This window comes from Lysobacter korlensis (assembly GCF_042434515.1).
Genome location: NZ_JBHLTG010000003.1, coordinates 482,536 through 508,578, shown reverse-complemented (window position 1 = coordinate 508,578; position 26,043 = coordinate 482,536). Strand labels below are relative to the sequence as shown.

Annotated in this window: 21 protein-coding genes and 2 tRNA genes; 8 read left to right on the top strand and 15 right to left on the bottom strand. The window is 67.1% G+C overall.

Annotated elements, in window-relative coordinates:
* The 4 genes from ACFFGH_RS15380 (at position 1) to ACFFGH_RS15365 (ending at position 3,167) form a co-directional block, all read left to right on the top strand.
* Positions 1-996, top strand: a complete 996-nt coding sequence (locus ACFFGH_RS15380; protein WP_386669739.1) for a tetratricopeptide repeat protein — start codon at positions 1-3, stop codon at positions 994-996.
* Between the two features lie 209 nt (positions 997-1,205).
* A complete protein-coding gene (gene metX / locus ACFFGH_RS15375; protein ID WP_386669736.1) occupies positions 1,206-2,339 on the top strand; it encodes a homoserine O-acetyltransferase MetX in 1,134 nt (377 codons plus the stop codon).
* Between the two features lie 19 nt (positions 2,340-2,358).
* Positions 2,359-2,970 carry a cysteine dioxygenase family protein gene (locus ACFFGH_RS15370; protein WP_386669734.1) on the top strand — a complete coding sequence of 204 codons (612 nt, stop codon included), beginning with the start codon at positions 2,359-2,361 and terminating at the stop codon, positions 2,968-2,970.
* 110 nt (positions 2,971-3,080) lie between these two features.
* Positions 3,081-3,167, top strand: a tRNA-Leu gene (locus ACFFGH_RS15365).
* Positions 3,168-3,504: 337 nt separating this feature from the next.
* Here the strand turns inward: ACFFGH_RS15365 and ACFFGH_RS15360 are convergent.
* From ACFFGH_RS15360 to ACFFGH_RS15335, 6 genes are all read right to left on the bottom strand, one after another.
* Entirely contained in the window at positions 3,505-7,179 is a 3,675-nt protein-coding gene (locus ACFFGH_RS15360) for a PAS domain S-box protein (RefSeq protein WP_386669731.1), read from the bottom strand.
* A 254-nt stretch (positions 7,180-7,433) separates the two neighbouring features.
* Positions 7,434-7,874: a hypothetical protein gene (locus ACFFGH_RS15355; protein ID WP_386670255.1), complete on the bottom strand. Its 441-nt coding sequence runs from the start codon at positions 7,872-7,874 to the stop codon at positions 7,434-7,436.
* On the bottom strand, positions 7,871-8,071 hold the full coding sequence (locus ACFFGH_RS15350; protein ID WP_386669729.1) for a PspC domain-containing protein: 201 nt from the start codon (positions 8,069-8,071) through the stop codon (positions 7,871-7,873). The genes ACFFGH_RS15355 and ACFFGH_RS15350 overlap by 4 nt, the downstream gene beginning before the upstream one ends.
* A gap of 129 nt (positions 8,072-8,200) precedes the next feature.
* A complete protein-coding gene (locus ACFFGH_RS15345; protein ID WP_386669727.1) occupies positions 8,201-9,289 on the bottom strand; it encodes a class III poly(R)-hydroxyalkanoic acid synthase subunit PhaC in 1,089 nt (362 codons plus the stop codon).
* Positions 9,286-10,440: a class III poly(R)-hydroxyalkanoic acid synthase subunit PhaE gene (phaE, locus tag ACFFGH_RS15340; RefSeq protein ID WP_386669725.1), complete on the bottom strand. Its 1,155-nt coding sequence runs from the start codon at positions 10,438-10,440 to the stop codon at positions 9,286-9,288. The genes ACFFGH_RS15345 and phaE overlap by 4 nt, the downstream gene beginning before the upstream one ends.
* Before the next feature lie 78 nt (positions 10,441-10,518).
* Complete coding sequence (locus tag ACFFGH_RS15335) at positions 10,519-11,136, bottom strand: CDP-alcohol phosphatidyltransferase family protein (protein WP_386669723.1); 618 nt, start codon at positions 11,134-11,136, stop codon at positions 10,519-10,521.
* Positions 11,137-11,299: 163 nt separating this feature from the next.
* On the opposite strand from ACFFGH_RS15335, the gene ACFFGH_RS15330 reads away from it, so the two are divergent.
* The 4 genes from ACFFGH_RS15330 to ACFFGH_RS15315 all read left to right on the top strand — a co-directional run bounded on the left by ACFFGH_RS15330 (position 11,300) and on the right by ACFFGH_RS15315 (position 15,010).
* A complete protein-coding gene (locus ACFFGH_RS15330; RefSeq protein ID WP_386669721.1) occupies positions 11,300-12,040 on the top strand; it encodes an endonuclease/exonuclease/phosphatase family protein in 741 nt (246 codons plus the stop codon).
* Positions 12,037-13,260 (top strand): cardiolipin synthase ClsB, encoded by a 1,224-nt coding sequence (clsB, locus tag ACFFGH_RS15325; protein WP_386669719.1) that lies wholly within the window; start codon positions 12,037-12,039, stop codon positions 13,258-13,260. The genes ACFFGH_RS15330 and clsB overlap by 4 nt, the downstream gene beginning before the upstream one ends.
* On the top strand, positions 13,257-14,228 hold the full coding sequence (locus tag ACFFGH_RS15320) for a lysylphosphatidylglycerol synthase domain-containing protein (protein WP_386669717.1): 972 nt from the start codon (positions 13,257-13,259) through the stop codon (positions 14,226-14,228). Before clsB ends, ACFFGH_RS15320 begins: the two co-directional genes overlap by 4 nt.
* Before the next feature lie 89 nt (positions 14,229-14,317).
* Positions 14,318-15,010 (top strand): glutathione binding-like protein, encoded by a 693-nt coding sequence (locus ACFFGH_RS15315; RefSeq protein WP_386669715.1) that lies wholly within the window; start codon positions 14,318-14,320, stop codon positions 15,008-15,010.
* Between the two features lie 76 nt (positions 15,011-15,086).
* Here ACFFGH_RS15315 and pnp read toward each other — a convergent pair whose 3' ends face one another.
* The 9 genes from pnp to nuoN all read right to left on the bottom strand — a co-directional run bounded on the left by pnp (position 15,087) and on the right by nuoN (position 26,002).
* A complete protein-coding gene (gene pnp, locus ACFFGH_RS15310; protein ID WP_386669713.1) occupies positions 15,087-17,195 on the bottom strand; it encodes a polyribonucleotide nucleotidyltransferase in 2,109 nt (702 codons plus the stop codon).
* Positions 17,196-17,347: 152 nt separating this feature from the next.
* Complete coding sequence (gene rpsO / locus ACFFGH_RS15305) at positions 17,348-17,608, bottom strand: 30S ribosomal protein S15 (RefSeq protein ID WP_386669711.1); 261 nt, start codon at positions 17,606-17,608, stop codon at positions 17,348-17,350.
* Positions 17,609-17,805: 197 nt separating this feature from the next.
* The gene (gene truB, locus ACFFGH_RS15300) at positions 17,806-18,729 is read right to left on the bottom strand and encodes a tRNA pseudouridine(55) synthase TruB (RefSeq protein WP_386670254.1); all 924 of its coding nucleotides are present in this window, start codon (positions 18,727-18,729) and stop codon (positions 17,806-17,808) included.
* A gap of 124 nt (positions 18,730-18,853) precedes the next feature.
* A complete protein-coding gene (rbfA, locus tag ACFFGH_RS15295; RefSeq protein ID WP_386669709.1) occupies positions 18,854-19,255 on the bottom strand; it encodes a 30S ribosome-binding factor RbfA in 402 nt (133 codons plus the stop codon).
* Between the two features lie 63 nt (positions 19,256-19,318).
* Positions 19,319-21,907, bottom strand: a complete 2,589-nt coding sequence (infB, locus tag ACFFGH_RS15290) for a translation initiation factor IF-2 (RefSeq protein ID WP_386669707.1) — start codon at positions 21,905-21,907, stop codon at positions 19,319-19,321.
* 133 nt (positions 21,908-22,040) lie between these two features.
* Positions 22,041-23,528: a transcription termination factor NusA gene (gene nusA, locus ACFFGH_RS15285; RefSeq protein WP_386669706.1), complete on the bottom strand. Its 1,488-nt coding sequence runs from the start codon at positions 23,526-23,528 to the stop codon at positions 22,041-22,043.
* A gap of 4 nt (positions 23,529-23,532) precedes the next feature.
* Positions 23,533-24,132, bottom strand: a complete 600-nt coding sequence (gene rimP / locus ACFFGH_RS15280; RefSeq protein ID WP_386669704.1) for a ribosome maturation factor RimP — start codon at positions 24,130-24,132, stop codon at positions 23,533-23,535.
* A gap of 275 nt (positions 24,133-24,407) precedes the next feature.
* Positions 24,408-24,484 (bottom strand) — tRNA-Met (locus ACFFGH_RS15275).
* 75 nt (positions 24,485-24,559) lie between these two features.
* Positions 24,560-26,002 carry an NADH-quinone oxidoreductase subunit NuoN gene (nuoN, locus tag ACFFGH_RS15270; RefSeq protein ID WP_386669702.1) on the bottom strand — a complete coding sequence of 481 codons (1,443 nt, stop codon included), beginning with the start codon at positions 26,000-26,002 and terminating at the stop codon, positions 24,560-24,562.
* Positions 26,003-26,043: the final 41 nt, after the last annotated feature.

Here is a 26,043-nt window from a genome sequence, read left to right as displayed (position 1 = left end):
GTGCCCGCCTTCTATGCCATCGCCGCAGTAATGGTGCTGCTCACGCTGTTTGCGGTGACGCGTCCACTGTGGCGCCCGCGCGCGGTCGTCGGAGTCGGCGTGACAGCCACGCTGGCGCTCGGTACGGCTCTGCTCTACTTCGCGGTCGGTACGCCGGCGGCGCTGGACCCCGCCCAGCGGAAGGCGCCGGAGACGCTGGCCGACGCGATCGCGCAGCTCGAAGCGGAGCTCGAACGAAATCCCGAACGCGCCGAGGGCTGGCACGTCCTCGCTCGTGCGTACGCGAGCGAAGGGCGCACGCAGGAAGCGCTGCGGGCGTTCGCCCAGGCCATCCGTCTCGCGCCTGATGCGGACGTGCTCGCCGAAGCGGCCGAAACGCGTGCGCGCGGCGCAGCGGACCGCCGCTTCGACGCCGAAGCCGTCGCGATGCTTCGCCGGGCGCTGGAGCTGCAGCCCGCGCATCAGCGCGCGCGCTGGTTCCTCGGCATCGCCCAGCGGCAGGCAGGCCAGCCGGCCGAAGCAGCACGCACCTGGGAACCGCTTCTCGCCTCAGTGGACCCGCAAACGGCCGCCAGCCTGCGCCCGCAGATCGATGCGGCGCGTGTGGATGCGGGGCTGGAACCGCTGCCCGAAAGCCCGGCCGAGCCAGCGGACCCCGGCCTCGACATCCGCGTCTCGCTGTCGCCCGAGTTCGCGGAGCGCGTCCCCGCGGGCGCGGCCGTGTTCGTCATCGCACGTGCGGCCGGCACGGTCATGCCGGTCGCGGTCGAGCGGCTGCCCGCGACGGCGTTCCCGATCACGCTCCGGCTCGATGACAGCGACAGTCCAATGCCGGCGGCGCGCCTGTCCCAGCTCGACAAGGTCGAAGTACTCGCACGCGTCTCCGCCAGCGGCAACGCGTCCGCGCAGCCAGGCGATTTCGCGTCGAGTCCGATCGTTGTCGAAATCGGCAAGGCCGATCCAATCGACCTTTCGGTGGACCGCGTCGTCCCCTGAATCGCGGCGCGCACGGGACTGCATCACCGCACGGGCGGCGATGCAGTCAGCGATCGCCGATGCGACATGTCCTGATACGCCGGCCGGTATACGCGACCGCCATTGTGCGTAGCACTGCCGCTGCAGTGACAATACGCGGCCCGCTGGCCGACGCAGATGCACCGGCGATTGCCAGCGCAGCCCGCGCCCGCTCAAGGAAGCACGTCCGCATGACCGAATTCATCCCTGTCGGAACACGTTTTGTCGACCTGCCGGCGGCATTCCCGATGAGACGCGGCTGCACGCTGCACGGTGGGCGCGTCGCGTACGAAACCTGGGGCACGCTGTCGGCAGCACGCGACAACGGCGTGCTGATCCTCACCGGCCTGTCGCCGGATGCGCATGCCGCATCGAATGACGCGAATGCGGAGCCGGGTTGGTGGGAAGCCATGGTGGGTCCCGGCAAGCCGATCGACACGAATCGTTGGTTCCTCATTTGCGTGAATTCGCTGGGCAGCTGCAAGGGCTCAACCGGCCCCGCTTCGATCAACCCGACGACTGGCGAGCCCTACCGGCTCGATTTCCCCGAACTTTCGGTCGAAGACGGCGCCGACGCGGCCGCGCACGTGGTGCGTGCGCTCGGCATCGAGCAGCTGGCATGCGTCATCGGAAATTCGATGGGCGGCATGGTCTCGCTCGCGTTCCTGCTGCGCCATCCGGGCTCGGCGCGCACGCACATCAACATCTCGGGTGCCGCACGTGCCCTGCCGTTCTCGATCGCGATCCGCTCGCTGCAGCGTGAAGCGATTCGCCTCGACCCGAACTGGAACAACGGCCGCTACAGCGACGAGACCTACCCGGAGTCGGGCATGCGCATGGCCCGCAAGCTCGGCGTCATCACATACCGCTCCGCGCTCGAGTGGGACGGGCGATTCGGACGCGTGCGGCTCGATTCCGACCGCGCGGATGGCGACCCGTTCGGTCTGGAGTTCGAAGTCGAAAGCTATCTGGAGGCACACGCGCGGCGGTTCGTGCGGCGCTTCGACCCGAACTGCTACCTGTACCTGAGCCGCTCGATGGACTGGTTCGACCTCGGCGACTACTGCCGCGAATCGCACGGCAACCACGATGCCGACGCGCGCGGCGGGCTCTCGCTGATCCGGGTAGAAAGGGCCCTTTCGATCGGCGTGCACACCGACATCCTGTTCCCGCTGCAGCAGCAGGAAGAGATCGCCAGCGGGCTAGCCGCGGGTGGCGCCGACGCGCGGTTCCTCCCGCTCGAGTCACCGCAGGGCCACGACGCGTTCCTGGTCGACATCCAGCGCTTCGGTCCGGCGGTGCGCGATTTCCTCGCTGCGCTTTGAGGCTGGCTAGAATGGTTATATGGATATAACCGAACAGCAGTACGCAGCGCCCTGCCCTGACGTCGACTTTCCAGGGCACAACAAATTCATCCGTGCGCTCGACGAGGCGGTGAGCAGTGGCGACGAGCAGGCGGTGACCTCGGCGCTCCGGCACGCGCTCTGCCGTGCGATCCGCGACCCCGAGGTTCTGCTTCCGGCTTGCGTGCACGAGCCGCTCGAGGATCACTACGCGCGCCGCGAGCTGTACCGCAGCCCGCGCCACGGCTACAGCGTGGTGGCGATGACGTGGGCACCGGGCCAAGGCACACCGGTGCACGACCACTGCGGCCTGTGGTGCGTCGAAGGGGTCTGGGACGGCGAGCTGGAGATCACCCAGTACGAACTGCTCGAACAGGAAGGCCCGCGCTTCCGCTTCCGCGCGACAGGCGGCATGCAGGCCGGTCTGGGCAGTGCGGGCAGCCTGATCCCGCCGCACGAGTACCACACGATCCGTAACACCAGCCAGGACACGGTCGCGGTCTCGCTGCACATCTACAAGGCGCCGATGCGCAACTGCGCGATGTTCGTCGCCCACGACGGCGAGTGGTTCGAACGCGTGGAGCGCGCGCTCGAAACGGACTCGGTGGGCTGATCGCGGGGCTGCCCACGCTCGGCAATCCTGCTGTGGGCTTCGCGCTGTGCAGCGACAGCGCATAACGGCGTGCCGGATCACCGGCCTGATGGGTATACTGCGCTCCCGCTGCCGGAGTGGCGGAATCGGTAGACGCAGCGGACTCAAAATCCGCCGCCCTTAAAAGCGTGTGGGTTCGAGTCCCACCTCCGGCACCAGAGTCAGGTCCGCGACTTCAGCGGCTATCGCACTTCCCAAAACCCGCTTGAAACGCGGGTTTTTTGTTGTCCGGCGCCTGACGAGGCCCCAGGCGTTCTCGTTGGGCGCGGCGACGGCAGGGCCGCGCGACGGTGCGATGTCGACAGCCGGCACTCGGACGACGCCGGCTCCCGCATCCCTCCGGGGCCGTGACGTGCGCCAGGCGCGCCGCGCACAACGGCGATCGCTCTTGGCTGCATACGCACTGCGGTTCGCAGGGCCGTCCATCGCCGAGCGCCGGTTCTCCTGACCAACCCCAACCGCACGCAGGGCCGCGACGCGTCGTAGCCTGCGCGCCTAGACCACCGGCGCAGCGGGACGGCGAGGGACTCCAGCGAGCACCTGCTGCACCGTCGCCGCGCTTACCGGCTTGGTCAGGTGCAGGTCGAAGCCCGCCTCCTGCGAGAGCCGCTTGTCGGCCTCTCCGCCCCAGCCGCTCGCGGCAATGAGATACAGGTCGGCGAAGCGCGGGTCGGCCCGCAGCATCCGGGCAAGATCGTGTCCGCTCATCCCCGGCATGCCGATGTCGAGGAACGCCACCTCGGGCTGGAACGCCAGCGCCGCGGTCAGGCCGTCCTGGCCTGTATGTACGCAGCGGGTTTCATGTCCTTCCAGCCTGAGCATCATCGCCAGGCTTTCTGCGGCGTCGACGTTGTCGTCGACGACGAGCACCCGCTTCGGCGGGGTCCGGTCGGGGGCCTCAGGCGTGCGCGCGGGTTGCTCGGGTGCGGCGGGTACGAGCGGCAACGTGACCGTGAACGTACTGCCCCGTCCAAGGCCTTCGCTGCGCGCTTCGATCTTGCCGCCGTGCATCTCGATGAGCCGTCGGGCCAGCGCCAGCCCGATGCCGAGCCCGCCCTGCGCGCGGTCGAGCGTTCGATTGACCTGGGCGAACATGCCGAACACGTCGGCCAGTGAATCGGCCGGAATGCCCATGCCGGTATCGATGACGTGCACGAACGCTTCGCCGTCGCGCTCACCCGCGGACAGCCGGATGTCGCCGTTGTCGGGCGTGTACTTCGCCGCATTCGTGAGCAGGTTGCCGAGCACTTGCGCAAGTCGCGTGGGATCGGCATCGATCCACAGCGGCTGGTCCGGCAGTTCGACCTGCAAACGGTGGTTCGCCGCTTCGATCATCGGCCGGGCGGATTCGACCGCGGCGTTGACCGCCTGTTGCAGAGTGATGCGCTCGCGTCGCAGCGCCACCTTGCCGCGCGTGATGCGCGAGACGTCGAGCAGATCGTCGATCAGCCGGACCATGTGGCCGAGCTGCCGCTCCATCATCTGCCGCGTTCGACGGCCGGTTTCGGGGTCGTCAGTGAGGTTGAGCACCTGCAGGCCCGTGCGCACCGGTGACAGCGGGTTGCGCAGCTCGTGTGCAAGCGTGGCAAGGAACTCGTCCTTGCGGCGGTCGGCCTCGCGCAGCGCGTGCTCGGCCTCCTTGCGCTCGGTGATGTCCATCGACGCGCCGATGAAGCCGAGGAATGCACCGTCCGAGCCGGTGCGCGGGCGCCCGGACGCGAGCAGCCAGCGGTAGGCGCCGTCCCAGCGCATCGCGCGCAGTTCGCAGTTGAACGGGCCGACGCGGTCGCCGTGTTCGGACAGCGCGCTTCGCAGCAGCTCGCGGTCGTCCGGGTGGATCGCCTCCAGCCAGCCGTGCCCGAGTTCGGACTCGGCCAGCCGGCCGGTGAACTCGGACCAGCGCCGGCTGACATAGCTGCAGGCGCCGTCGGCGTCGCAGACCCAGATCATCATGGGCGCCGTATCGGCCATCTGGCGGAACCGCGCTTCCGACTCACGCAGCGCCGCCGAGGCCTTCGCGCGTTCGATCGCCGGCCACACGCGCGCCACGACTTCCCGCAGCAGCTGCAATTCGTCCGCGCGCCATGAGCGCGGCTCGCCGGCGGCCACCGTCAAGGTGCCCGCCAGCCGCCCCTCGGTGACGTAGGACGCGGCCGCGAGTGCGACCGTGCCGTAGGGGACGTAGGCCGCGGCGTGCTTCGCGGTGAGCCGGTCGGTGCGCACGTCGGCGATGCCAACCGCTTCGCCGGACGCGAGGGTCGCGCCGAGCTCGGAGCTGAAGAACTCGCGCGCATCGTGGACGCCGCTGACCGCCGGCGCCCCGTTGGTCCATTCGTTCAACGTGCGGATCCGGGACCGCTCGAGATCGATGTCCGACAGGGTGCATCGCATGAGCTGCAGGTGCCTGCCGAGCATCGCGAGCACGGCCGGGCCGATGCGGTCGGCGCTCGTCGAGAGTGCGATCGCGCGGTCGACGTCGCCGAGGAACCGCGTGTTCGACTCGACGCGTTTACGGGCCGTGATATCGGTATGCGTCTGCAGCACCGTCGCGGGCCGGCCGAGCGTGTCGCGGCTCAGCACCCAGCGCGCGTGCACGTGGACCTTGCGGCCATCACGCGCCACGTGCGAAAGCTCGCCGGTCCAGCGGTCCGTGCGCAGCAGCGTGTCCTCGATCTGTTCGACAGGTTCGGGGAACTCGGTATTCAGCAGCCTGCGGACGACCTGCCCCACAGCCTCGTCGGCCGAGAACCCGTACATCTCGACGGCGCCGCTGTTCCAGTAGCTGATCCGTCCCCGAAGGTCGCGGATGATGATCGCGTCGGTGGTCAGGTCGAGCAGACGTGCCTGGTCGGCGATCTGGCGCTCGTCGCGCTTGCGCTCGGTGATGTCGGTAATCGTCCCGAGCATGCTCTCGGGCTGGGAGTCGGGGCCGAACATGGCCCGTCCGCGCGCTTCGATCCACACGATCCGTCCGCCCGCATGCACGATGCGGAACACGGCCTCGAGCAGGCTGCCGTGCTGCACGGCCTCCCAGAAAGCCGCGCGCACCGCGGGCTGGTCATCGGGGTGCACCAGTTCCATCACCCCGGCCCGCGTGGCAACCACTTCGGCGGACGAGAGGCCCGTGACCTGGCCGCACTCGGGCGAGAACGTCATCTCGCCACTGCGTATGTCGAGCTTCCAGAGCCCTGTCCGCGATGCTTCGAGCGCTAGCCGCAGGCGGGCTTCGCTGAGCACGAGTGCCTTCTGCGCGCGGCGCTCGTCAGCCACGACCGCCAGCGCCAGCGTCATCGTGGAGATCACTGCCACGAACAGCTGAAGGTCGAGATATCGCGGCGGACCGCCCGGCCGAGTGAACGGCCCGAGGCCGATCGTGGTGCCCCAGATCGCGCAGATCACGATCACGAGCGTTACGACGACCGCGCCGCGCAGACGCAGCGCGAGGGCCGCCCACACCAGGGGTACGAAGGACAGGAACGTGAAGAACCGCCGCTCCGCCCCATCCGACAGGAACATCACGGCACTGACCCCGGCGGCCAGTGCGACGCAGGCCGCCAACTGCAGCCACCAGCGCCGCGAGCGCGGCACGCGGCCATTGCTCCAGACCAGGATCAGCGATGCCACCACCAGCACGCCGGTGAGGTCGCCGAGATACCAGTTGACCCCCATGAAGAAGCCGTCGGCGCGGTGCAGCGCCAGCGACTCGACCATCGCCAGCGCACCGACCGTGGCCGCGATGAGCGTCGACACGAGCGCCGCCCCGACGAACAGCAGAACGTCACGGAAGCGTTCGAACGCCCGGTTGAAGCCCGACCGTCGCAGCGCCCAGGCTGCGACGCACGCCGACGCCGCGTTGCCGAGCGCGATGACGACGAGCAGCCAGACCGCATGCGGAGACTCGTTGATCCAGGCCGCGGCCAGATAGCCGACCACGATCGCCGGCCACCACCGCAACTCCAACAGGATCAGGGCGGCGAACGCGACGCCGGCCGCCGGCCAGACCGGCGAGGCCGCGCCGCTGGTCACGGCCCAGCGCAGCCCGAGCACGGCCAGTGCGGCGTACGTCAGCGCGACGAATACGAACCGCGCGACCCCGACAACAGTCGGTACGCGACGCGGACGTGTCGGTGGGTTGCGAGCGGGCTCGATCGTGTCAGCCAGTGTCTGCACTGCAGGGAATTTCGTTACGCGGGCGCTAACGGTAGCAGAGCGGGCATCAACTCCCCCTCGAAAAGGGCATCGCGGGACGCTTAAGCACGTTCGCCGGGCCGGTTTTCGCAAGCGCCAAGCGGCGCTTAGCGCGTCGGCATCCGGCTGCAAACGGGGCGGCCTGCGCCTGCTGGCGCCTCATCCGACGCGGCGCGCGTCTCGCCCCGAACAGGCGCCCACGGTGGCGAAGCACGGGGCTCGCGAGCTGGCGACCGCTATCGCGACCACGGCCACCAGCCGCGCCCGGTCGCCGCGTAGCGATCCGCCGCGCGTTCAAAGCGGTTACGCACACTGATACCGCCGCACAGCAGGTAAAGCGGCAGGAACAGCGGCCCAAGCACCATGTACTGGTAGACGTGTGCGCGCTCATGGTCCGCGAGCACCACCGACGGCTCGACGCAACGGCCGGCACGGTGGGCGTAGGTATGACACGGCACGTCGAGGTCGACTCCGGTGTGCAGGATCACGTTACCCAGCGTCATCGCCCCACCCGGCCCCCAGGGCCAGCGATGGAAGACGATTGCCAGGTCCTGCTGCCGCCATTTCGGACGCGCACCGAACACGGCGCCGAGCGCACCGAGCAGCAGCCCGATCGCGGTATTCGGTGACGTCCACAGCGCGCCGAGCAGAAGACCGGCGCGACCTAGGCCCGTCAGCGGCTTTCCTCGGGCATCAGAAGCCACAGCAGCAGGTACACGATGATGCCGGGGAACGCCGCCGACGCGATCGACACGACCACGAACAGCACCCGCACCAGGCCGGAACTCCAGCCGAACCGGCGCGCGATGCCACCGAGGACGCCGGCAATCATGCGGTCGTGCCTTGAACGTACGAAGGGTCGCGATGTCGTCATGACCGTCCACCTCGCAAAGGTTGTCCTGAACCGAGTCTAGGCCGGCGCGGTGAGCGCCGCGTCAGCCCGGCGCCAGGCCGCGAGCCCCAATCGAGCCCGCGACGCCTCGACGTTCGGGCCGCCCTGAACTCAATCGCCCGAGCGCGACGCCAGCCATTCGTGGATCGACGAGGGCACTTCCTTCTGCGCCCGCCCCGACACGTAGATGCCGATGTGGCCGCCACGGAACGACAGCTCGCTGTAGTCCTCCGTGCCGACCAGTCCCCCCAGCGCCTGCGAAGCCGCGGGCGGCACCAGATGATCCTGCTGGGCGAACACGTTGAGCACGGGCATCTTCAGATTCGCCAGATCGACCTCGCGCTCGCCGATGCGCACGCCGCCGTTGACGAAGCCGTTCGCTTGATAGAACTGCTTGACGAACTGGCGGAACGCTTCGCCGGCCTGGTCAGGCGAATCGAAGATCCACTTTTCCATGCGCAGGAAATCCTCGAGCGCCTGGCGGTCGTCGAGGATGTCGACAAGGCCCACGTACTTCTGCACGAACAGCCGCCACGGCTTGAGCATCAGGTAGCTCAGGTTCATCAGGTCGGCCGGTACGTTGCCGAGCGTATCGACGAACAGATCGACGTCGACGCCGCGCGCCCAGTTCGCAAGCATGTTGTCGCCGGTGTGGAAATCCACCGGCGTCACCATCGTGACCAGGTTGCGGATCTTCTCCGGGTGCAGTGCGGAGTAGCACAGCGAGAACGCACCGCCCTGGCAGATGCCGAGCAGGTTGATCGAATCGAGCCCATGCGAGCGCCGCAGGTGGTCGACCGCGCCGCCGAGGAAGCGCTCGATGTAATCCTCCAGCTCGAGGAAGCGGTCGGAACGATCCGCGTAGCCCCAGTCGAGGATGTAGACGTCCTCACCGCGCTCGAGCAGCCCACGCACGATCGACTTGTCGGACTGCAGGTCGACCATGTACGGCCGGTTGACCAAGGCGTAGCAGATCAGCAGCGGCACGCTCGCGGTCGGCTCTTTCTCGCCGCGGAAGCGGTACAGCGCAACCTTGCCGTCGCGCCAGACTTCCTCGCGCACGCTGGCGCCGTAGTCGTAGTCGCCGACCGACCGCAGCGTTTCGAATGCCGCGCCGAGCTTGGCGCGCATCTGCGAGGCCTCGCGCGCGAGGGACTCGGCTGTGAGGTTCAGTGGGCCAGTAGTTTGCTGAGCAGTCATGAGCGCTTCTTACCTGATTTCGGGGCCTCTGCCGCCTTGGCGGGCTTGGCCTTCTTCGCATCTTTCGCCGCCGCGCGCGGCTTGGCGGCAGACTTCACAGCTGCGGCATCGCTGCTACCGGAATCGGCCGCATCTTTGGCCGCGGACGCCTTGCCCGCGCCGTTCGGGGAACCGCCACTGGCCTGCGACGGGGCCGCATCCGCCCCGCCCGTCAACGAGGCAACCGCGTCGCGCAACCGGCGCATTTCGCGCTCGAGCTGCACGATCTTGCGATGGGCCGAATCCACTTCGCTTCGCGTCGGCGTACCCAGCAGCTGGCCGAGCTGCTCGATCTCGCGTTGGACGCTCGCGCGCAACCGCATCTGCGAGTCGACCAGTGCGCCATACGTGTCGCGGAAGCGCTGCGACAATGCGATCTCGGCGTACGCGTCCTCGGCCGCGTCGATCCACAGATCGAACAGCGCGCGGCTCGACTCCAGCTGCCGGCCCGGCTCGCTGCGCTCGGCAAGCTTCTGCTCGAACCGCACGAACGCCTGCTGCGCCGCCTCGCTCATCAGCTCGGCGAATGCGCGGTTGCTGTCCTGATGATCGATCTGCGCCAGCGCCAGTTGCTGCCAGCGCTCCTGGTGCTCGCGGGTAAAACCAAACGTCGGCAGCCCCATCCATGCACGCGCATCCGGCGCGCCACCCTGCATCGCCTGCAGTGCAGGCAGCAGGGGCTTCATCTGGGCGATCCAGCTTTCCATGCCCTGCTGACCAGGGCGCGACATCGCCGCGAACACATCGGTAAACGCGGTAGCGGCATTGCCACCTAGCGCCTGCTTCCACGCCGATGCGATCTCGCTGGCGCTCGCATCGCGTCCGGCGAACTGCGCCGCCAGCTGTTGCATCTGCCCGTACCAGCCACCCGCCTGCTCGCGGAAGCGGCGCATCAGTTCCTCGCCCGGATTGACCGGTTCGGGGCGCGCGGTCCCCGTCATCTGTGCCCACCAGGCGTTGGGGTCGCCCCATGCGGGCTGCGCCGGCTGATGCGCCGGAGTCATGCCCGCGCCGCGCATCATGTCGGCCCACGCGGTCCAGTATTGCCGGGCCGCCTCGTTGAAATCGCCCGTACCGGCTCCGCCGATACCGCCTGCTCCGAATCCTTGCATCGTTGCCATTCCTCCGCGCCACCTGAGCGCTACAGGGGCCGGATCATAACAACGCGGGTGTTGCAGGATGTCGGCGCCTCAGGGCTTGGGAATCCGCAGCGTCTTGCTGATCATCAGCGAGCCCGACAGCGCGAACATCAGCACCAGCGGGTGGAACTGCCACGGCCCGAGGTGCACCACGCCGAACCACAGCTCGCGGCCGATGTCGCCCCGCGCAGCCGCGACGGCCAGCACGATGACGAGGAGCAGGCTGGTCGGGATTGGCGTGCCCTCGAAGTACTTCACCTTGCCTTCGTCGCCCGCGAGCTGCTCGGCTGTGACGTTGTAGCGCGCGAGGCGGCTGACGCCGCAGCCGACGAAGTAGCTGAGCACGATCCAGTCCCAGCCGCCCTGCAGGCCACACGCGTACGCCAGTGCGGCGGGCGCGACGCCGAAGCTGATCACATCGGCCAGCGAGTCGAGCTCGCGTCCCAGCGTCGATGCAGACTTGCGCCAGCGCGCAACGCGGCCGTCGAGAGCGTCGAATACGAACGCGAGCGGGATCAGCGCCATGCCGATCAGCAGGTCGCGCACGCCGCCTTCCTGCTGCAGAAATCGCATCGCCGCAAAGATCGCGCCGGTGCCGCAGAACGCATTCGCCAGCGTGAACCAGTCGGCCAGGTGGAAATCGCGAAGCATCGAGAAGTGGCGTGGCATGCGCGGCTCCAGGCACCGGAAGAATCTCCAGCCTGCCAACCACGGGTGTGATGGGCAAGTCGGCGCAACAGCGAGCCTGGGGATTCGCGGGACGGCGCGTCCTCACGCGACCTGTCCAATGCCGCGGCCAGAATCGCGAAGGATCGATGCTGCCACGACCGGGATGCCGACCTTCAATGTCCTGACCGTCAACGCCCACATGGGCTTCGACCTGCTAAACCGCCGCTTCGTGCTGCCGGAGCTGCGCGACGCGATTCGCAGCGTGGGCGCCGATCTGGTGTTCCTGCAGGAGGTCATGGGCGCGAATGCGCGTCACGCGCGGCGCCATCCGAACTGGCCGCAGGGCACGCAGTACCAGTTCCTCGCTGACGAGATCTGGCCGCACCATGCGTACGGCCGGAACGCCGTCTACCCCGACGGGCATCACGGCAATGCCCTGCTGTCGACGTTCCCGATCCTGCGTTACGACAACCGCGACGTCTCGATCGACGGGCACGAAGGCCGCGGCTTGTTGCATGCCGTGCTCGAGCTTCCGGACGGTGTCGAGCTGCATGCGGTCTGCGTGCACCTCGGCCTGCGCGAATCCCATCGCCAGCGGCAGCTCGACCTGCTGGCCAGGCTCGTCCATGACGAGATTCCCGCCGAGGCGCCGCTCGTGGTGGCGGGCGACTTCAACGACTGGCGCGTGCGGGGTCATGGGCAGGTGCTGCGCTGCGGGCTGCACGAGGCGTTCGAGCAGACCTGCGGCAGCCTGGCCCGGTCATTCCCGGCACGCTACCCGACGCTGAGGCTGGATCGCATCTATCTGCGCGGCCTGCGTGCCGAGCACGCCGAGGCGCTGTGCAGTCGCCCGTGGTCGCACCTGTCCGACCATGCGCCGCTGCTGGCCCGCGTCGCTGCATGAGCGATCGCTCGCACTTCGATCCGCGGAACGTCACTTGCCGCTGGCGCGACGGCAATTCGGTGCGCCTGCTCGAAAACGGTGACGAGTTTTTCCCGCGCGCGTTCGAGATGATCGACCGGGCCGAGCGCGAAGTGATCATCGAGACGTTCATACTGTTCGAGGACCGCGTCGGCCTCGAACTGCACAGCCGACTGGTGGCAGCCGCCAAGCGCGGCGTGCAGGTCCACCTGACCGTCGACGGCTGGGGCTCGCCGACGTTCTCGCACGAGTTCGTCGCCAGCCTGCTCGATGCGGGCGTGCGTTTCCACGTATTCGATCCGCGCCCCAGGCCGTTCGGGCTGCGGCTGTACGTGTTTCGCCGCATGCACCGCAAGCTGCTCGTCATCGATGGCAAACATGCGTTCGTAGGCGGCATCAACTATTCGGCCGACCACATGCTCGATTACGGTCCCGATGCGATGCAGGACTACTCGGTCGAGCTCGAAGGCCCGATCGTTGCCGATATCCACGCGTTCGCGACCGCGCAGGTCTGCATCGACGATGAAGCAAAGGGCGTTGATCAGTCCGATGTGCGGCCGTGCGCTGGCGAGGCGCGTGTGATGTTCGTGACGCGCGACAACGTCCGGTGTCGTACCGACGTCGAGCGTCGCTATATCCAGGCCATCCGGCATGCCGAGCGCGACGTGCTGATCGCAAACGCGTACTTCTTCCCGAGCCACGGCCTGCTGAGCGAGCTGCGCCACGCGGCGCGTCGAGGGGTCTCTGTCACGCTGGTGGTCGGCGCGCGCTCCGACGAGCCGATCGCGACGCTCGGTGCACGTGCGCTCTACAAGCATCTGCTCGATGCCGGGGTGCGGGTGCTCGAGTACAACGTGCGCCCGTTCCACGGCAAGGTCGCGGTGATCGACGATGATTGGGCGACGGTGGGCTCGAGCAATCTCGATCCCTTGAGCCTGTCGCTGAACCTCGAGGCGAACGTGTTCATCCGCGACCCCGCATTCAACCGTCAGCTCCGCGCCCGCCTCGACGCACTGGGCAAGGCCGGTTGTCGCCGCATCGATTACGGCACCCTGCCGCACAGCACGGCCTGGCAGGCGCTGACCGGGCCGATCGCCTACCACCTGATCCGTCGTTTTCCGCGATGGGCCGGGTTGCTGCCCGCGCATACGCCGAGGTCGCTGATGCTGCGCCTGCGGAGCACGCAGGAGGCCGCAGCGTGACGCTGCGCGGCGCCGGCTTCTGGCCGCGTGCCGCACGCGCGGCGATGGTCGTGTTCCTCGTCATCGTCGCGACGCTGCTGGTCCGCTACGCACGCGCGATCGACTGGGGTCGGGTGCTCGAGACACTGGCCGAGTACCGCGCCGGCGAACTGGTGATGGCGGCCGTGCTCGCCGCGACCAGTTTTCTCTTCTACTGCAGCTACGACCTGACCGCCCGCCGCTATACACAGCACACGCTGCCGACGCTGCGGGTAATGGCGATCGCGTTCGTCAGCTACGTCATGAGCCTCAACCTGGGCGCGTTGATTGGCGGCGGTGGATTCCGGCTCCGGCTGTACAGCCACGCCGGCCTCTCGCCCGGCCGCATCATGCGGGTTGCGGGATTCAGCGTGTTCACCAACTGGCTGGGGTATGCGGTGCTCGCGGGCGCGGTGCTGGCCGGTGGCTGGCTTTCCGTGCCCGCCGATTGGCCGGTAACGCCTTTCGCGATGAAGGCCGCCGGAGCTGTGCTGGTCGGCAGCGCGGTGGCGTACCTGGTTGCCTGCGCGACGCTGCACGGACGCCACCTGCGCATACGCGGCCACGTGTTCCACCTGCCGACGCTGCCGATGGGAGTGCTGCAGACGGTGCTCGCCTGCTGCAACTGGCTGGTGATCGCGGGCATTCCCTACCTGCTGCTGCGGGGTCAGATCGAATATCCGGTCGTGCTAGGGGTATTGCTGCTCAGCGGCATCGCCGCGGCCATGGTCCATGTGCCGGCCGGTATCGGCGTGCTCGAGGCCGTCTTCATCGCGATGCTGGACGACCGCCTGCCGCGCTTCGAGATCCTCGCCGCGCTGCTCGCGTATCGCGCGGTCTACTACTTGGCGCCCCTGCTGCTCGCGCTGCCGATGTTCTTCTCGCTCGAGGCGCACTACCGCATCGGGCGCACGCGCGCCGCGCGCGACGCCCGTTCGCCGCCGGCATAAACACGGCTACGACGCGGCGTTCCATCTGCCGCCCTACCCCGCGTGCGAAAGCTCACCATGCTTGCAGTTCCTCACAGGGAGCGCTGCCCATGATCGACCTCTACTACTGGCCCACCCCGAACGGCCTCAAGCTCAAGCTGTTCCTCGAAGAAAGCGGCCTTCCCTACCGCACGATCGATGTCGACATCGGCAAGGGACAGCAATTCGAACCGGCGTTCCTCGCGATCGCACCGAACAATCGCATTCCCGCGATGATCGACCACGCACCGGCTGATGGCGGTCCGCCGGTATCGCTGTTCGAATCGGGCGCCATGCTGCTCTACCTCGCCGAGAAAACCGGCCGCTTGCTGCCGAGCGACATGCGCGCGCGTACCGAGGTGCTGCAATGGCTGTTCTGGCAGATGGCCGGGCTTGGCCCGATGGCCGGGCAGAACGGCCACTTCAACATCTACGCGCCTGAGAAGGTGCCGTATGCGATCGAGCGCTACGAGAAGGAAACCGCGCGGCTGTATGGCGTGCTCGACCGCCGCCTGGCCGACCGCGAGTTCATCGCGGGCGATTACTCGATTGCCGATATCGCCTGCTACCCATGGATCGTGCCGCACGAGTCGCACCACCAGAACCTCGACGACTTCCCGAACCTCAAGCGCTGGTTCGAGGCGATAGGAGCTCGGCCCGCGACGAAGCGCGCCTATGAGGGCGTTCCCGCAAGGCGCGCGCCGCTGACCGACCACGAGCGGCGCGTGCTGTTCGGCCAGACGTCCGCGACGCGCTCGCACTGACCGGCGCGGCAAATCCGGCGCAAAGAAAAAGCGGGCCGAAGCCCGCTTTTTCGTATCCGGCAAACGCCGCGACGGCTTACTCGGCCGCTGCGCCCTCGCCTTCTTCGACGGCCTTCATCGACAGGCGGATACGGCCCTGCTTGTCGACCTCGAGCACCTTGACCTTCACGACGTCGCCTTCCTTGAGCTTGTCGCTGACCTTCTCGACGCGCTCGCTGGAGATCTGCGAGACGTGCACGAGGCCGTCCTTTCCGGGGGAGATCGTGACGAACGCGCCGAAGTCCATGATCTTCGCGACCTTGCCTTCGTAGATCCGGCCCGGCTCGACGTCCGAGGTGATCTGCTCGATGCGCGCCTTCGCGGCCTGGCCGGCAAGTGCGTTGACCGAGGCGATCGTGATCGTGCCGTCGTCCTGGATGTCGATCTGCGTGCCGGTTTCCTTGGTGATCGCCTGGATCACCGAACCGCCCTTGCCGATCACTTCGCGGATCTTGTCCGGGTGGATCTTGATCGTCAGCAGGCGCGGCGCGTACTCGCTGAGCTCGCCACGCGGCGCGGTCAGAGCATTCGCCATCTCCCCGAGGATATGCAGACGACCGGCCTTGGCCTGCGCCAGTGCGGTCTTCATGATCTCCTCGGTGATGCCCTGGATCTTGATGTCCATCTGCAGCGCCGTGATGCCTTCCGACGTACCGGCCACCTTGAAGTCCATGTCGCCGAGGTGATCCTCGTCACCCAGGATGTCGCTGAGCACGGCGAAGTCCGAGCCTTCCTTGATCAGGCCCATCGCGATGCCGGCAACCGGCGCCTTGATCGGCACACCGGCGTCCATCAGCGCGAGCGAGGAGCCGCACACCGATGCCATCGACGAGGAGCCGTTCGACTCGGTGATCTCCGACACGACGCGGATCGTGTACGGGAACTCTTCCATCGTCGGCATGACAGCCAGCACGCCGCGCTTGGCGAGGCGGCCGTGGCCGATCTCGCGACGCTTCGGGCCCATCATGCGACCGGCTTCACCGACCGAGTACGGGGGGAAGTTGTAGTGGAACAGGAAGTGTTCCTTGTACTCGCCACCGACGGCATCGATGATCTGGCCGTCACGGGCCGTGCCGAGCGTCGCCACAACCATTGCCTGCGTCTCGCCGCGCGTGAACAGCGACGAGCCATGGGTACGCGGAAGCACGCTGACCTTCGAGCTGATCGGACGCACGGTGTCCAGCGCGCGACCGTCGATGCGGACCTTCGTCTGCAGCACCGAACCGCGCATCGTCTGGTACTCGAGTTCGCCGAATTCCTTCGTCAGCTCGGCGGGGTTCCAGCCGTTCGCTTCGATCTGCGGGGCCAACTGCTCGATCACTTCCTTGCGCAGTGCCGAGATCGCGGTGCGACGGTCGGCCTTGACGCGGATCTGGTAAGCGTCGGCCAGACGGTTGCCGATCGCGCCCTTGAGCGCTTCGATCATGCCGTCGTTTTTCGCCGGTACCTGCCAGTCCCACTTCGGGTTGCCGACTTCGGCAACCAGCTCGTTGATCGCGTCGATCGCAACCTGCATCTGCTGGTGACCGAACATCACGGCGCCGAGCATCACGTCTTCCGACAGCATCTTCGCCTCGGACTCGACCATCAGGACCGCGTCCTTCGTGCCGGCGACGACGAGTTCGAGCTCGGACTCGGCGAGCTCACTCACGGTCGGGTTCAACAGGTACTGGCCGTTGCGGTAACCGACCTTCGCGGCACCGATCGGGCCCTGGAACGGCGCACCCGTCAGGGCGAGCGCGGCCGATGCGCCCAGGAGCGCCGGGATATCACCGTCGACTTCCGGATTCAGCGACATCACCGTCGCGATGATCTGGACTTCGTTGCGGAACTCTTCCGGGAACAGCGGACGGATCGGCCGGTCAATCAGGCGCGAGGTCAGCGTTTCCTTCTCCGTCGCGCGACCTTCGCGCTTGAAGAAGCCACCCGGGATACGGCCACCGGCGTAGAAACGCTCCTGGTAGTCGACGGTGAGCGGGAAGAAGTCCTGACCCTCACGTGCGGTCTTGGCGGCCACGGCGGTGACGAGCAGCACCGTGTCTTCCATCCTGACGATGACGGCGCCGCCAGCCTGGCGGGCGATCTCGCCGGTTTCCAGCGTTACCTGGTGCTTGCCGAACGTAAAGGTCTTGGTGATTTTTGCCACGTTGTCTAATCCTTCGTTTCGATGCGTTCCGCGCAGGGCCCTTGCCGTGCCCGGTCGATGGAAGACACTCCATCCGGTGTTCTGCCGCGCGGGCTTTTCAGCCCGCCAAAAGCAAACCGCGGCGCATCACTGCGCCGCGGCCGGTATTTCGATCAGCGACGCAGACCGAGCTTCTCGATCAACGCCTTGTAACGCTCGTTGTCTTTCCGCTTGAGGTAATCAAGCAGGCTGCGGCGGCGGTTGACCATCATCAGGAGGCCGCGGCGGCTGTGGTGGTCCTGCTTGTGTTCCTTGAAGTGGCTCTGCAGCGATTCGATGCGAGCGGTGAGCAGGGCAACCTGGACTTCCGGCGAACCGGTGTCGTTGTCGCCGCGCTTGTGTTCCTGGATGACCTGGCTGGTGTCGATGGACATGATGAGTCTCGTGATGCGTGGCCTGCAGAAGCGAACCGGACCGATAGCCCGATGCACCGCCTGGCCCGCCGTTTACGGGTGGGTGTATGCCCTGCGCCGGGGGCGCAAAAAGCGGCGGAAGTGTAACAGTGGCCGCTCTGGATTGCGACCTGCGTCTGGCTCGACCGGCCCGTGGGGATGGCCATTACGGCGCGCCGTCAGGCCGGCACGGCCCATCGAAACAGCCTCTGCGGCGCCAGCAGCGCGCCGTGTCGCTGGCCAAGGCCGAGGCACTTGCCTTGCGCGTTCGCGACGGCCACGACCCCGTCGCCAGCGGGCTCGCACGCTACCGGCTGCCCGTGTCCGAAGCGCACCTGGTGCTCGGGGTCGAGTTCGACCTTCGGAAAATCCACGAGCCCCTGCTCGATCGGCAATAGACATGCATCGAGTGCCACTTCACCTTCGGCCGCGATGTCACGCAATTGCTCGAGCGTGAACATACGTGGCTCGCGGAACGGATCGACCCAGGTCCGCCGCAACACCGTCACGTGCGCCCCGCAGCCGAGCCGCTCCCCGAGGTCGCGTACGAGACTGCGCACGTAGGTGCCCGATCCGCACTCGACTCGTAGGCGGAGCGCCTGGCCATGGTGATCGACCAACTCGAAACGGTGGACCTCGACCTCGCGTATCGGCGCCTCGATCGATTCGCCGCGACGGGCTTTCGCATACAACGGCTCGCCGCCCTGCTTGAGCGCGGAGTAGATCGGTGCGCGCTGCGAGATGCGCCCCTGCAGTGGCGCCATGGCGTCATGGATGACGCCGGGGTCGAGAACCGGCACCGGGCGTTCGAGCAGTACGACGCCGTCGGCGTCATCGGTATCCGTGGTCGCACCGAGTACGGCGGTCGTTTCATAGGCCTTGCGCGAACCAAGCAGCAGGCCTGCGATCTTGGTCGCCTCGCCGAAGCAGATCGGTAACAGCCCGGTCGCAAGCGGATCGAGGCTGCCGGTATGGCCCGCTTTCTCGGCGCGGAACAGGTGGCGCACCTGCTGCAACGCCTGGTTCGAGCTGAGCCCGGCCGGCTTATCGAGCAGGAGGAGGCCGTCCAGCGGCCGGAACACCGTGCGAGATTTCTTGTTCATCACTATTGAGCGCGAGCCGCCGGGGTTCACGAGCGCGGCAGCCGGAACCGGCATTGCGGCGATGGCATCCAGCCGCGCGTCTCGTCGAGCGAGGGAACGGCGGACGCAGTATCCGCGGGATCGGTCAGGAGTCGGACGCTTCGTCCGATTCGAGCGGCGGATTATCGCGGAGCAGGTTGCCGATGCGCTCGCCACGGTCGACCGAATCGTCGTAGTGGAAATGCAGTTCCGGAACGTGCCGGAGCTTCATCGCTCGACCCAGCTCGAAGCGGATTTCCTTCGACATTCCATTGAGCGCCTTGACCGCTTCCTTCGACCGCTCCGGCATCAGCGCGGTGACGAACACCTTCGCGTGCGCCAGATCCCGGGTGATCTCCACGTCCGAGACGCTGACCGAAGGCAGCCCCGTCTCGCGGACGGCTTCGTGCACGAGAGTGCCCAGTTCGCGGCGGAGCTGGGCGGACACACGGTCACTGCGGTGGAATGATTTTGAAGGCACCAGGCAAAAACTCGCAGATTTCGGCATGAAAAAACGTGAAGGCGAGTCGGGCGGCGCTCCGAGGCGCGGCTCCGACCCGCCTCGGCCCGATTACAGCGTGCGCTGCACTTCGATGCGCTCGAAGCACTCGATCTGGTCACCCGGCTTGACGTCGTTGTACTGCTTGACGCCGATACCGCACTCCGTGCCCATGCGCACTTCGTCCACGTTTTCCTTGAAGCGACGCAGCGACTCGAGCTCGCCTTCGAAGATGACCGTGTTCTCGCGCAGCACGCGGATCGGCTTGCTGCGCTTGACCACGCCCTCGACGATCATGCAGCCGGCGACCGCGCCGAACTTCGAGCTGCGGAACACGTCGCGGACTTCGGCGATACCGATGATCTCTTCGCGGATCTCGACGCCGAGGATGCCCGACGCCACCTGCTTCACCTGGTCGATCACGTCATAGATGATCGAGAAGTAGCGCAGGTCGACACCGTTCGAGTCGATGACGCGGCGTGCCGACGCGTCGGCACGGACGTTGAAGCCGATGATGGTGGCCTTCGAGGTCGCCGCCAGCGTGGCGTCGGACTCGGTGATGCCGCCCACGCCGCCACCGATCACGTTGATGCGGATCGCCGGGGTCGACAGCGCGGTCAGTGCCTCGCGCAGTGCCTGCACGGAACCCTGCACATCGGCCTTGACCACCAGGTTGAGCGTCTGCTGGCCGGCACCCTCGCCCATCTGGGCCATGATGTCTTCCATGCGGTTGCCCGCCTGCGCGACCAGGCGCGACTCGCGGCGCTTGGAATCACGCTGCTGCGCGACGTCCTTCGCCAGGCGCTCGTCGTCGACGACGACGAAGTCGTCGCCCGCGTCCGGCACGCCGGACAGGCCCAGCACCTGCACGGGGATCGACGGACCGGCGGACTGCACCTGCTTGCCCGTCTCGTCAAACAGCGCGCGCACGCGGCCGTACTGCACGCCACACACGAGGTAATCGCCCTTCGCGAGCTCGCCCTGCTGGACAAGCACCGTTGCCACCGGCCCGCGGCCCTTGTCGAGCGAGGACTCGATGACGACGCCGGTCGAGCGACCGGTCGGCACCGCACGCAGCTCAAGCACTTCGGCCTGCAGCGAAATCGAGTCGAGCAGGTCGTCGACGCCGTCGCCGGTCTTTGCCGAAAGCTCGACCATCTGCACGTCACCACCGAATTCCTCGGCGACGAGTTCTTCGCCGAGCAGTTCGTTCTTGACGCGCTGAGGATCGGCGTCGGACTTGTCGATCTTGTTGATCGCGACGATCACCGGAACGTTCGCCGCCTTCGCATGCTGGATGGCTTCACGCGTCTGCGGCTTGACGCCGTCATCCGCCGCGACGACGAGCACGACGATATCGGTGAGCTTGGCGCCGCGCGCACGCATCGAGCTGAATGCGGCGTGGCCCGGGGTGTCGAGGAAGCTGATGACCCCGCGGTCGGTTTCGACGTGGTATGCGCCGATGTGCTGCGTGATGCCACCCGCCTCGCCCGAAGCAACCTTCGTGCGGCGGATGTAATCGAGCAGCGAGGTCTTGCCGTGGTCGACGTGACCCATGATGGTGACGACCGGCGGACGCACGGCCTTCTCGCCCTGCACGTCCTCGACGTGCGCGAGCAGCGCGTCCTCGGCGGACTCGGCGTCCGCGCGGACCGCGCGATGGCCCAGCTCTTCGGTCACGAGCACCGCGGTGTCGTGGTCAATCGACTGGTTGATGGTCGCCATGACGCCCATCTTGAACAGTGCCTTGACCACGTCGCCGCCCTTGAGCGCGAGCTTCTGCGCGAGGTCGGCGACTGTGATCGTCTCTCCGATCGCGACATCACGCACAATCGGTGCGGTCGGGCGCGAGAACCCGTGCGGGCCTGCGCCAGCACGCGACGGCTCGGCCATGCGGCGCTGGGGCTTGGCCTTACCGCGCGCACCGGTGGAGCGCCGGGCCCGGTCGGAGGCGCTCAGATGCATCTGTCCCGCGAAACGGCTGGCACGATCATCGTCCTCGACGCCGGCAACCATCGCATGCGAGCCGCGGGTCTTGTGCTTCGGATCCGCCGGACGCGCTGCTTCTCGCGCGGGCGCCGCCTTGGGCGCATGCGGCTGCCCGTGAGCGGGCTTGCGCGCGACTTCCGCTTCGTCCGGAGCGGCGCTTGCGTCTGCCTGCGCTGCTTTCGCGGTCTCCTCGGCGCTAACCCGTGCCGCCTCGGCCTCCTGACGCGCACGCTCGAGCTCTTCGGCCCGGCGACGGTCCATCTCCGCCAGCCGCTGCTGCTCGGCCAGGTTGCGCTGCTTCGATTCCTCGAGCTTGCGCAGGATCTCCGTCCGCTCGTCGCTGGTGATCTCGCCGTGGTGCGGATTGACCAGCGTGACCTTCTTGCGTACGACCACGTCCACCGTCGTGCGGTTCTTGCCGCCACCGACGGTGATTTCCTGCTTGCGGCTGCGGTTGAGCGTGATCTTCTTCGGGGCGTCGATCACGTCGGCCTGGTCGGCCTTGCCGTGTGCGCGCTTGAGGAACCCGAGAAGCTTGACTTTCTCAATGCTGGTCACGACCTGGTCGGGGCCGCTGAACTTCATGCCGGCCTCGGCCAGCTGTTCGAGCAACTTCTCGACCGGCGTGTTCACCAGTTCGGCCAGCTTGCGGATGGTGGTCTGTTGCGACATTCGGATTCCGTATCGTCTGGCTGCCGTCGGTGACGGCTGCCGAAGTGGGCGATTCTAACGAGAGAAGGCGGTGAAGGCAGGCCCGGCCTGCGGCGGGCACTACGGTCGGGCCACAGCCCGACCGCTCACTGTCTCACTCGAACCAGTGCTTGCGTGCCTCCATGATCAACGCGGCGGCACGTGCCTCGTCGACCCCTTCGATGTCGGTGAGCTCGTCGGTGGCAAGGTCCGCCAGGTCGTCGCGGGTGACGACGCCACGCGACGCGAGTGCGTACGCCGTTGCCTCGTCCATGCCCTCGAGCTCGAGCAGGTCGGCCGCGGGCTGGTGCTCCTCGAGCTGCTCTTCGGCAGCCAGTGCCTCGTTGAGCAGCGCGTCCCGTGCGCGGGCACGCAGTTCCTCGACGATGTCTTCGTCGAAGCCCTCGACGGCCAGCAGTTCGCCGACCGGCACGTAGGCGATTTCTTCGACCGTGCTGAAGCCTTCCGACACCAGGATGCCGGCAATCTCCTCGTCGACCTCCAGCTTGTCCTGGAACAGCTGGCGCGCGGAGTTCTGTTCGGCCTCGGACTTGGCGGTCACCTGGTCCTGCGTCATGACGTTGAGCTGCCAGCCCGTCATGCGGCTGGCGAGGCGCACGTTCTGGCCGCCCTTGCCGATCGCCTGCGCAAGGCGCTCCTCGGCGACCGCCAGGTCCATCGAATGCTTGTCTTCGTCGACGACGATCGACTGCACCTCGGCCGGCGCCATCGCGTTGATCACGAACTGCGCCGGGTTATCCGACCACAGCACGATGTCGACGCGCTCGCCATTGAGTTCGTTGCTGACCGCCTGCACGCGGGAGCCGCGCATGCCGATGCACGCGCCGATCGGATCGGTGCGGTTGTCGTGCGCAAGCACCGCGATCTTCGCGCGGTCGCCCGGGTCACGTGCGCAGGCCCTGATCGACACCAGGCCCTGGCCGACCTCCGGCACTTCGAGCTTGAACAGCTCCATCATGAATTCCGGCGCGGCGCGACTGATGAACAGCTGCGGCCCACGCGGCTCGGAACGTACGTCGTACAAGTAACCGCGCACGCGGTCGCCGGTGCGCAACACGTCGCGCGGAATGCCCTTGTCCTTCGAAATGATCGCCTCGGCATTGCCACCCAGGTCGACGTAGATGTTGCCGCGCTCGACGCGCTTGACGATGCCGGTGACGAGCTCGCCCACGCGATCCTTCCACTGGTCCACGACCTGCTGGCGCTCGGCCTCGCGTACCCGCTGCACGATGACCTGCTTCGCTGCCTGCGCCGAGATACGGCCGAAGTCCGGGTTTTCGATCTGCTCTTCGATGAAGTCGCCAACCTCGACGCCTTCGACCTCGTCAACTGCATCCATCAGTCGGATCTGACGGTCGGGCGACTCCATGACGACGTCGTCGGCGACAACCTCCATGCGACGGAACGTCTCGTAGCTGCCGTCCTTCGGATCGATCGCGACGCGCACCAGCACGTCCTCGTCCTGGTAGCGCTTCTTGGCGGCGGACGCCAGCGCGGCCTCGATCGCCTCGAAGATCACTTCGCGCGGCACGCCTTTTTCATTGGCGACCGCGTCAACGACCAGCAACAGTTCCTTGCTCATCTAGTTACTCCGCCGCGCTCGGCCCATCGGCCGCCGGCTTGTTGGTTGGAATCCTGGGGGACTTCTTCTTGCCCGGCTTGCCCTTGGGCCCGCCCGGCTTGGTCGGCGCCAGTCCGAGCGCAGCCCAGTCCGGCACCAGCCGCGCCTTGTCGATGTTGTCGACCGGCACCGCGATCTCGGCGCCGTCGACCACGAACACTACGGTCTCACCGTCGACGCGCGAGATCACGCCGGTGAGCCGTCGACGCCCCTCGTGCGGCAGCCGGAGCGTGACCTTGACCGACTCGCCCACGAAGCGCGCGAACTGCGCGGCGCCGAACAGCGGACGGTCGAGCCCGGGCGACGAAACCTCGAGCGTGTAGTGACTGCTGATCGGATCTTCGACGTCGAGCTGGGCGGAGACCTCACGGCTGACGGCCTCGCAGTCCTCGATCGTCACCGAACGCGGCGATTCGCCGACTGTCTCATTCGCAGGCACGTCGATGTACAAGCGGAGCACGGCATTGCCGGAGCCCGGCAGGTACTCGACGCCCAGCAGTTCGACACCCAGCGATTCGACCGTCGGGGCCAGCAGCCTGGTTATTTCAGTCGACTTGTCGGTCACGGACTCCCTCCAGCGACAGTGGCGGCCCACGCGGCCCGCCGAACACAAACAAGGCCCGAACGGGCGCTCACACACAGCACGGCCCTGAAACGCAAAACGGCAGGCGCATCAAAGGTCCAGAAACAACAAGGGGCCCATAGGGCCCCTTGTCCGGTACTGCTGGATTTCGGTGTATCGGCGCGAGCAGAGCGCTGATACCAAGCCCGAGCCCTGGTCCGAAGGGAGCCTTTTCAGACTCCCAACCAGCTGCAGTATCTGCAACCGGTGACCGAAGCTGGTAGCGGGGGCAGGATTTGAACCTGCGACCTTCGGGTTATGAGCCCGACGAGCTGCCAGACTGCTCCACCCCGCATCAGGCCGACCATCATAACGGCCGACTTAAACATCTGCAAGCCTGTCGTGCGACAAACCCGCTTTTTTTTCATTCTCAGCCAGCAAAAGCCCGCTGGCACCACGCCATGATCGGGCTCCACGCGAAGCCGAGCGCAAGCAGCGCGAGCGCGTTGACTCCGAACGTGACCCGCAGCGGCCTGTCCGACGACGGCGCGTGCAGCTCACCCTCGGGCGCGTCGAAGTACATCGCCTTCACCACCCGCAGGTAGTAGAACGCGCCTACGACTGCGAAGACGATACCCACGATCGCGAGCCACATCATTCCGCCTTCGAGCGCCGCGCGCAGGACCGCGAGCTTGGCCCAGAAACCGAGGAACGGAGGCAAGCCTGCAAGCGACGCCATCACGCACAGCACCAGCCCGGCCAGCCAGGGGTTTCGCGCGTTCAGCCCCTTGAGGTCGTCGACCCGATCCGATTCGAAACCGCGGTTCGCAAGCACGACGATCGCACCGAACGCGGCGGTCGACATAAGGGCGTAGCTGATTGCGTAGAACATCGCGGCCGAGAAGCCCTGAGCACCGCCCCCAGCAAGCCCCACGAACAGGAAGCCGACGTGCGACACCGTGGAGTACGCCAACAGGCGCTTGAGGTTGTCCTGCACCATCGCCGTCAGGTTGCCGATCGCCAGCGACGCGACCGCGATGGCCGCGAGCATCATGCGCCAGTGATCGTCGAGGCCGCCCGCCCCCACCTCCAGCAGGCGGTAGGCCATGCCGAACGTCGCAAGCTTTGGCGCCGAGCCAATGAACAGCGTGACCGACGTCGGAGCGCCGTGGTAGACGTCCGGCAACCACATGTGGAACGGCGCGCCGCCGAACTTGAAAGCGATGCCGGCCACCATGAACACCACGCCGGTCGCCAGCATCGGCGTCAACTGCGTGAGCTCGGTTGCCGCGCCGATCGTGGCGAGGTCGAGCGAGCCGGTGGCGCCGTAGACGAGCGACATCCCGAAGAGCAACAGGCCCGACGCCAGCGAGCCGAGCACGAAGTACTTGATCGCCGCTTCCGAAGCGAGCGGGCTGTCTCGATCAAGCGCGACCAGCGCGTACGAGCACAGCGCAAGCATCTCGAGGCCGAGGTAGATCATGACCAGGTTGCCGGCCGAGACCAGCAACATCATGCCGGTGATCGCGAACAGCATCAGGACGGGGACCTCGCCCTTGTAGAGGCTGCGGTCGCGTAGAAACGGCCAGTTGTAGATGAGCGAGATCGCACCGATCGCACAGATCGAAATCTTCAGCACGTCGGCCGCGATGTCGCGCACGAACATCCCGTTGAAGACCACGCCGTGGCCCCCGACGCCTGTCGCAAGCATGGCGACGACGACCACTAACGAAGCGACGGAAAGCGCATGCGTAACCACACGACGACGCTCGTCGAGGAAAAGGTCCAGCATCAGCAGCGCGAACGTCGCGCCCACGAGCACGAGCTCGGGCAGCAGCGGGAGCAGATCGGCGGCGGTCGGTACATTCACCATGGCGAATCCTTGATCGTTCCGCCCGCAAGACGTCGGGCGGT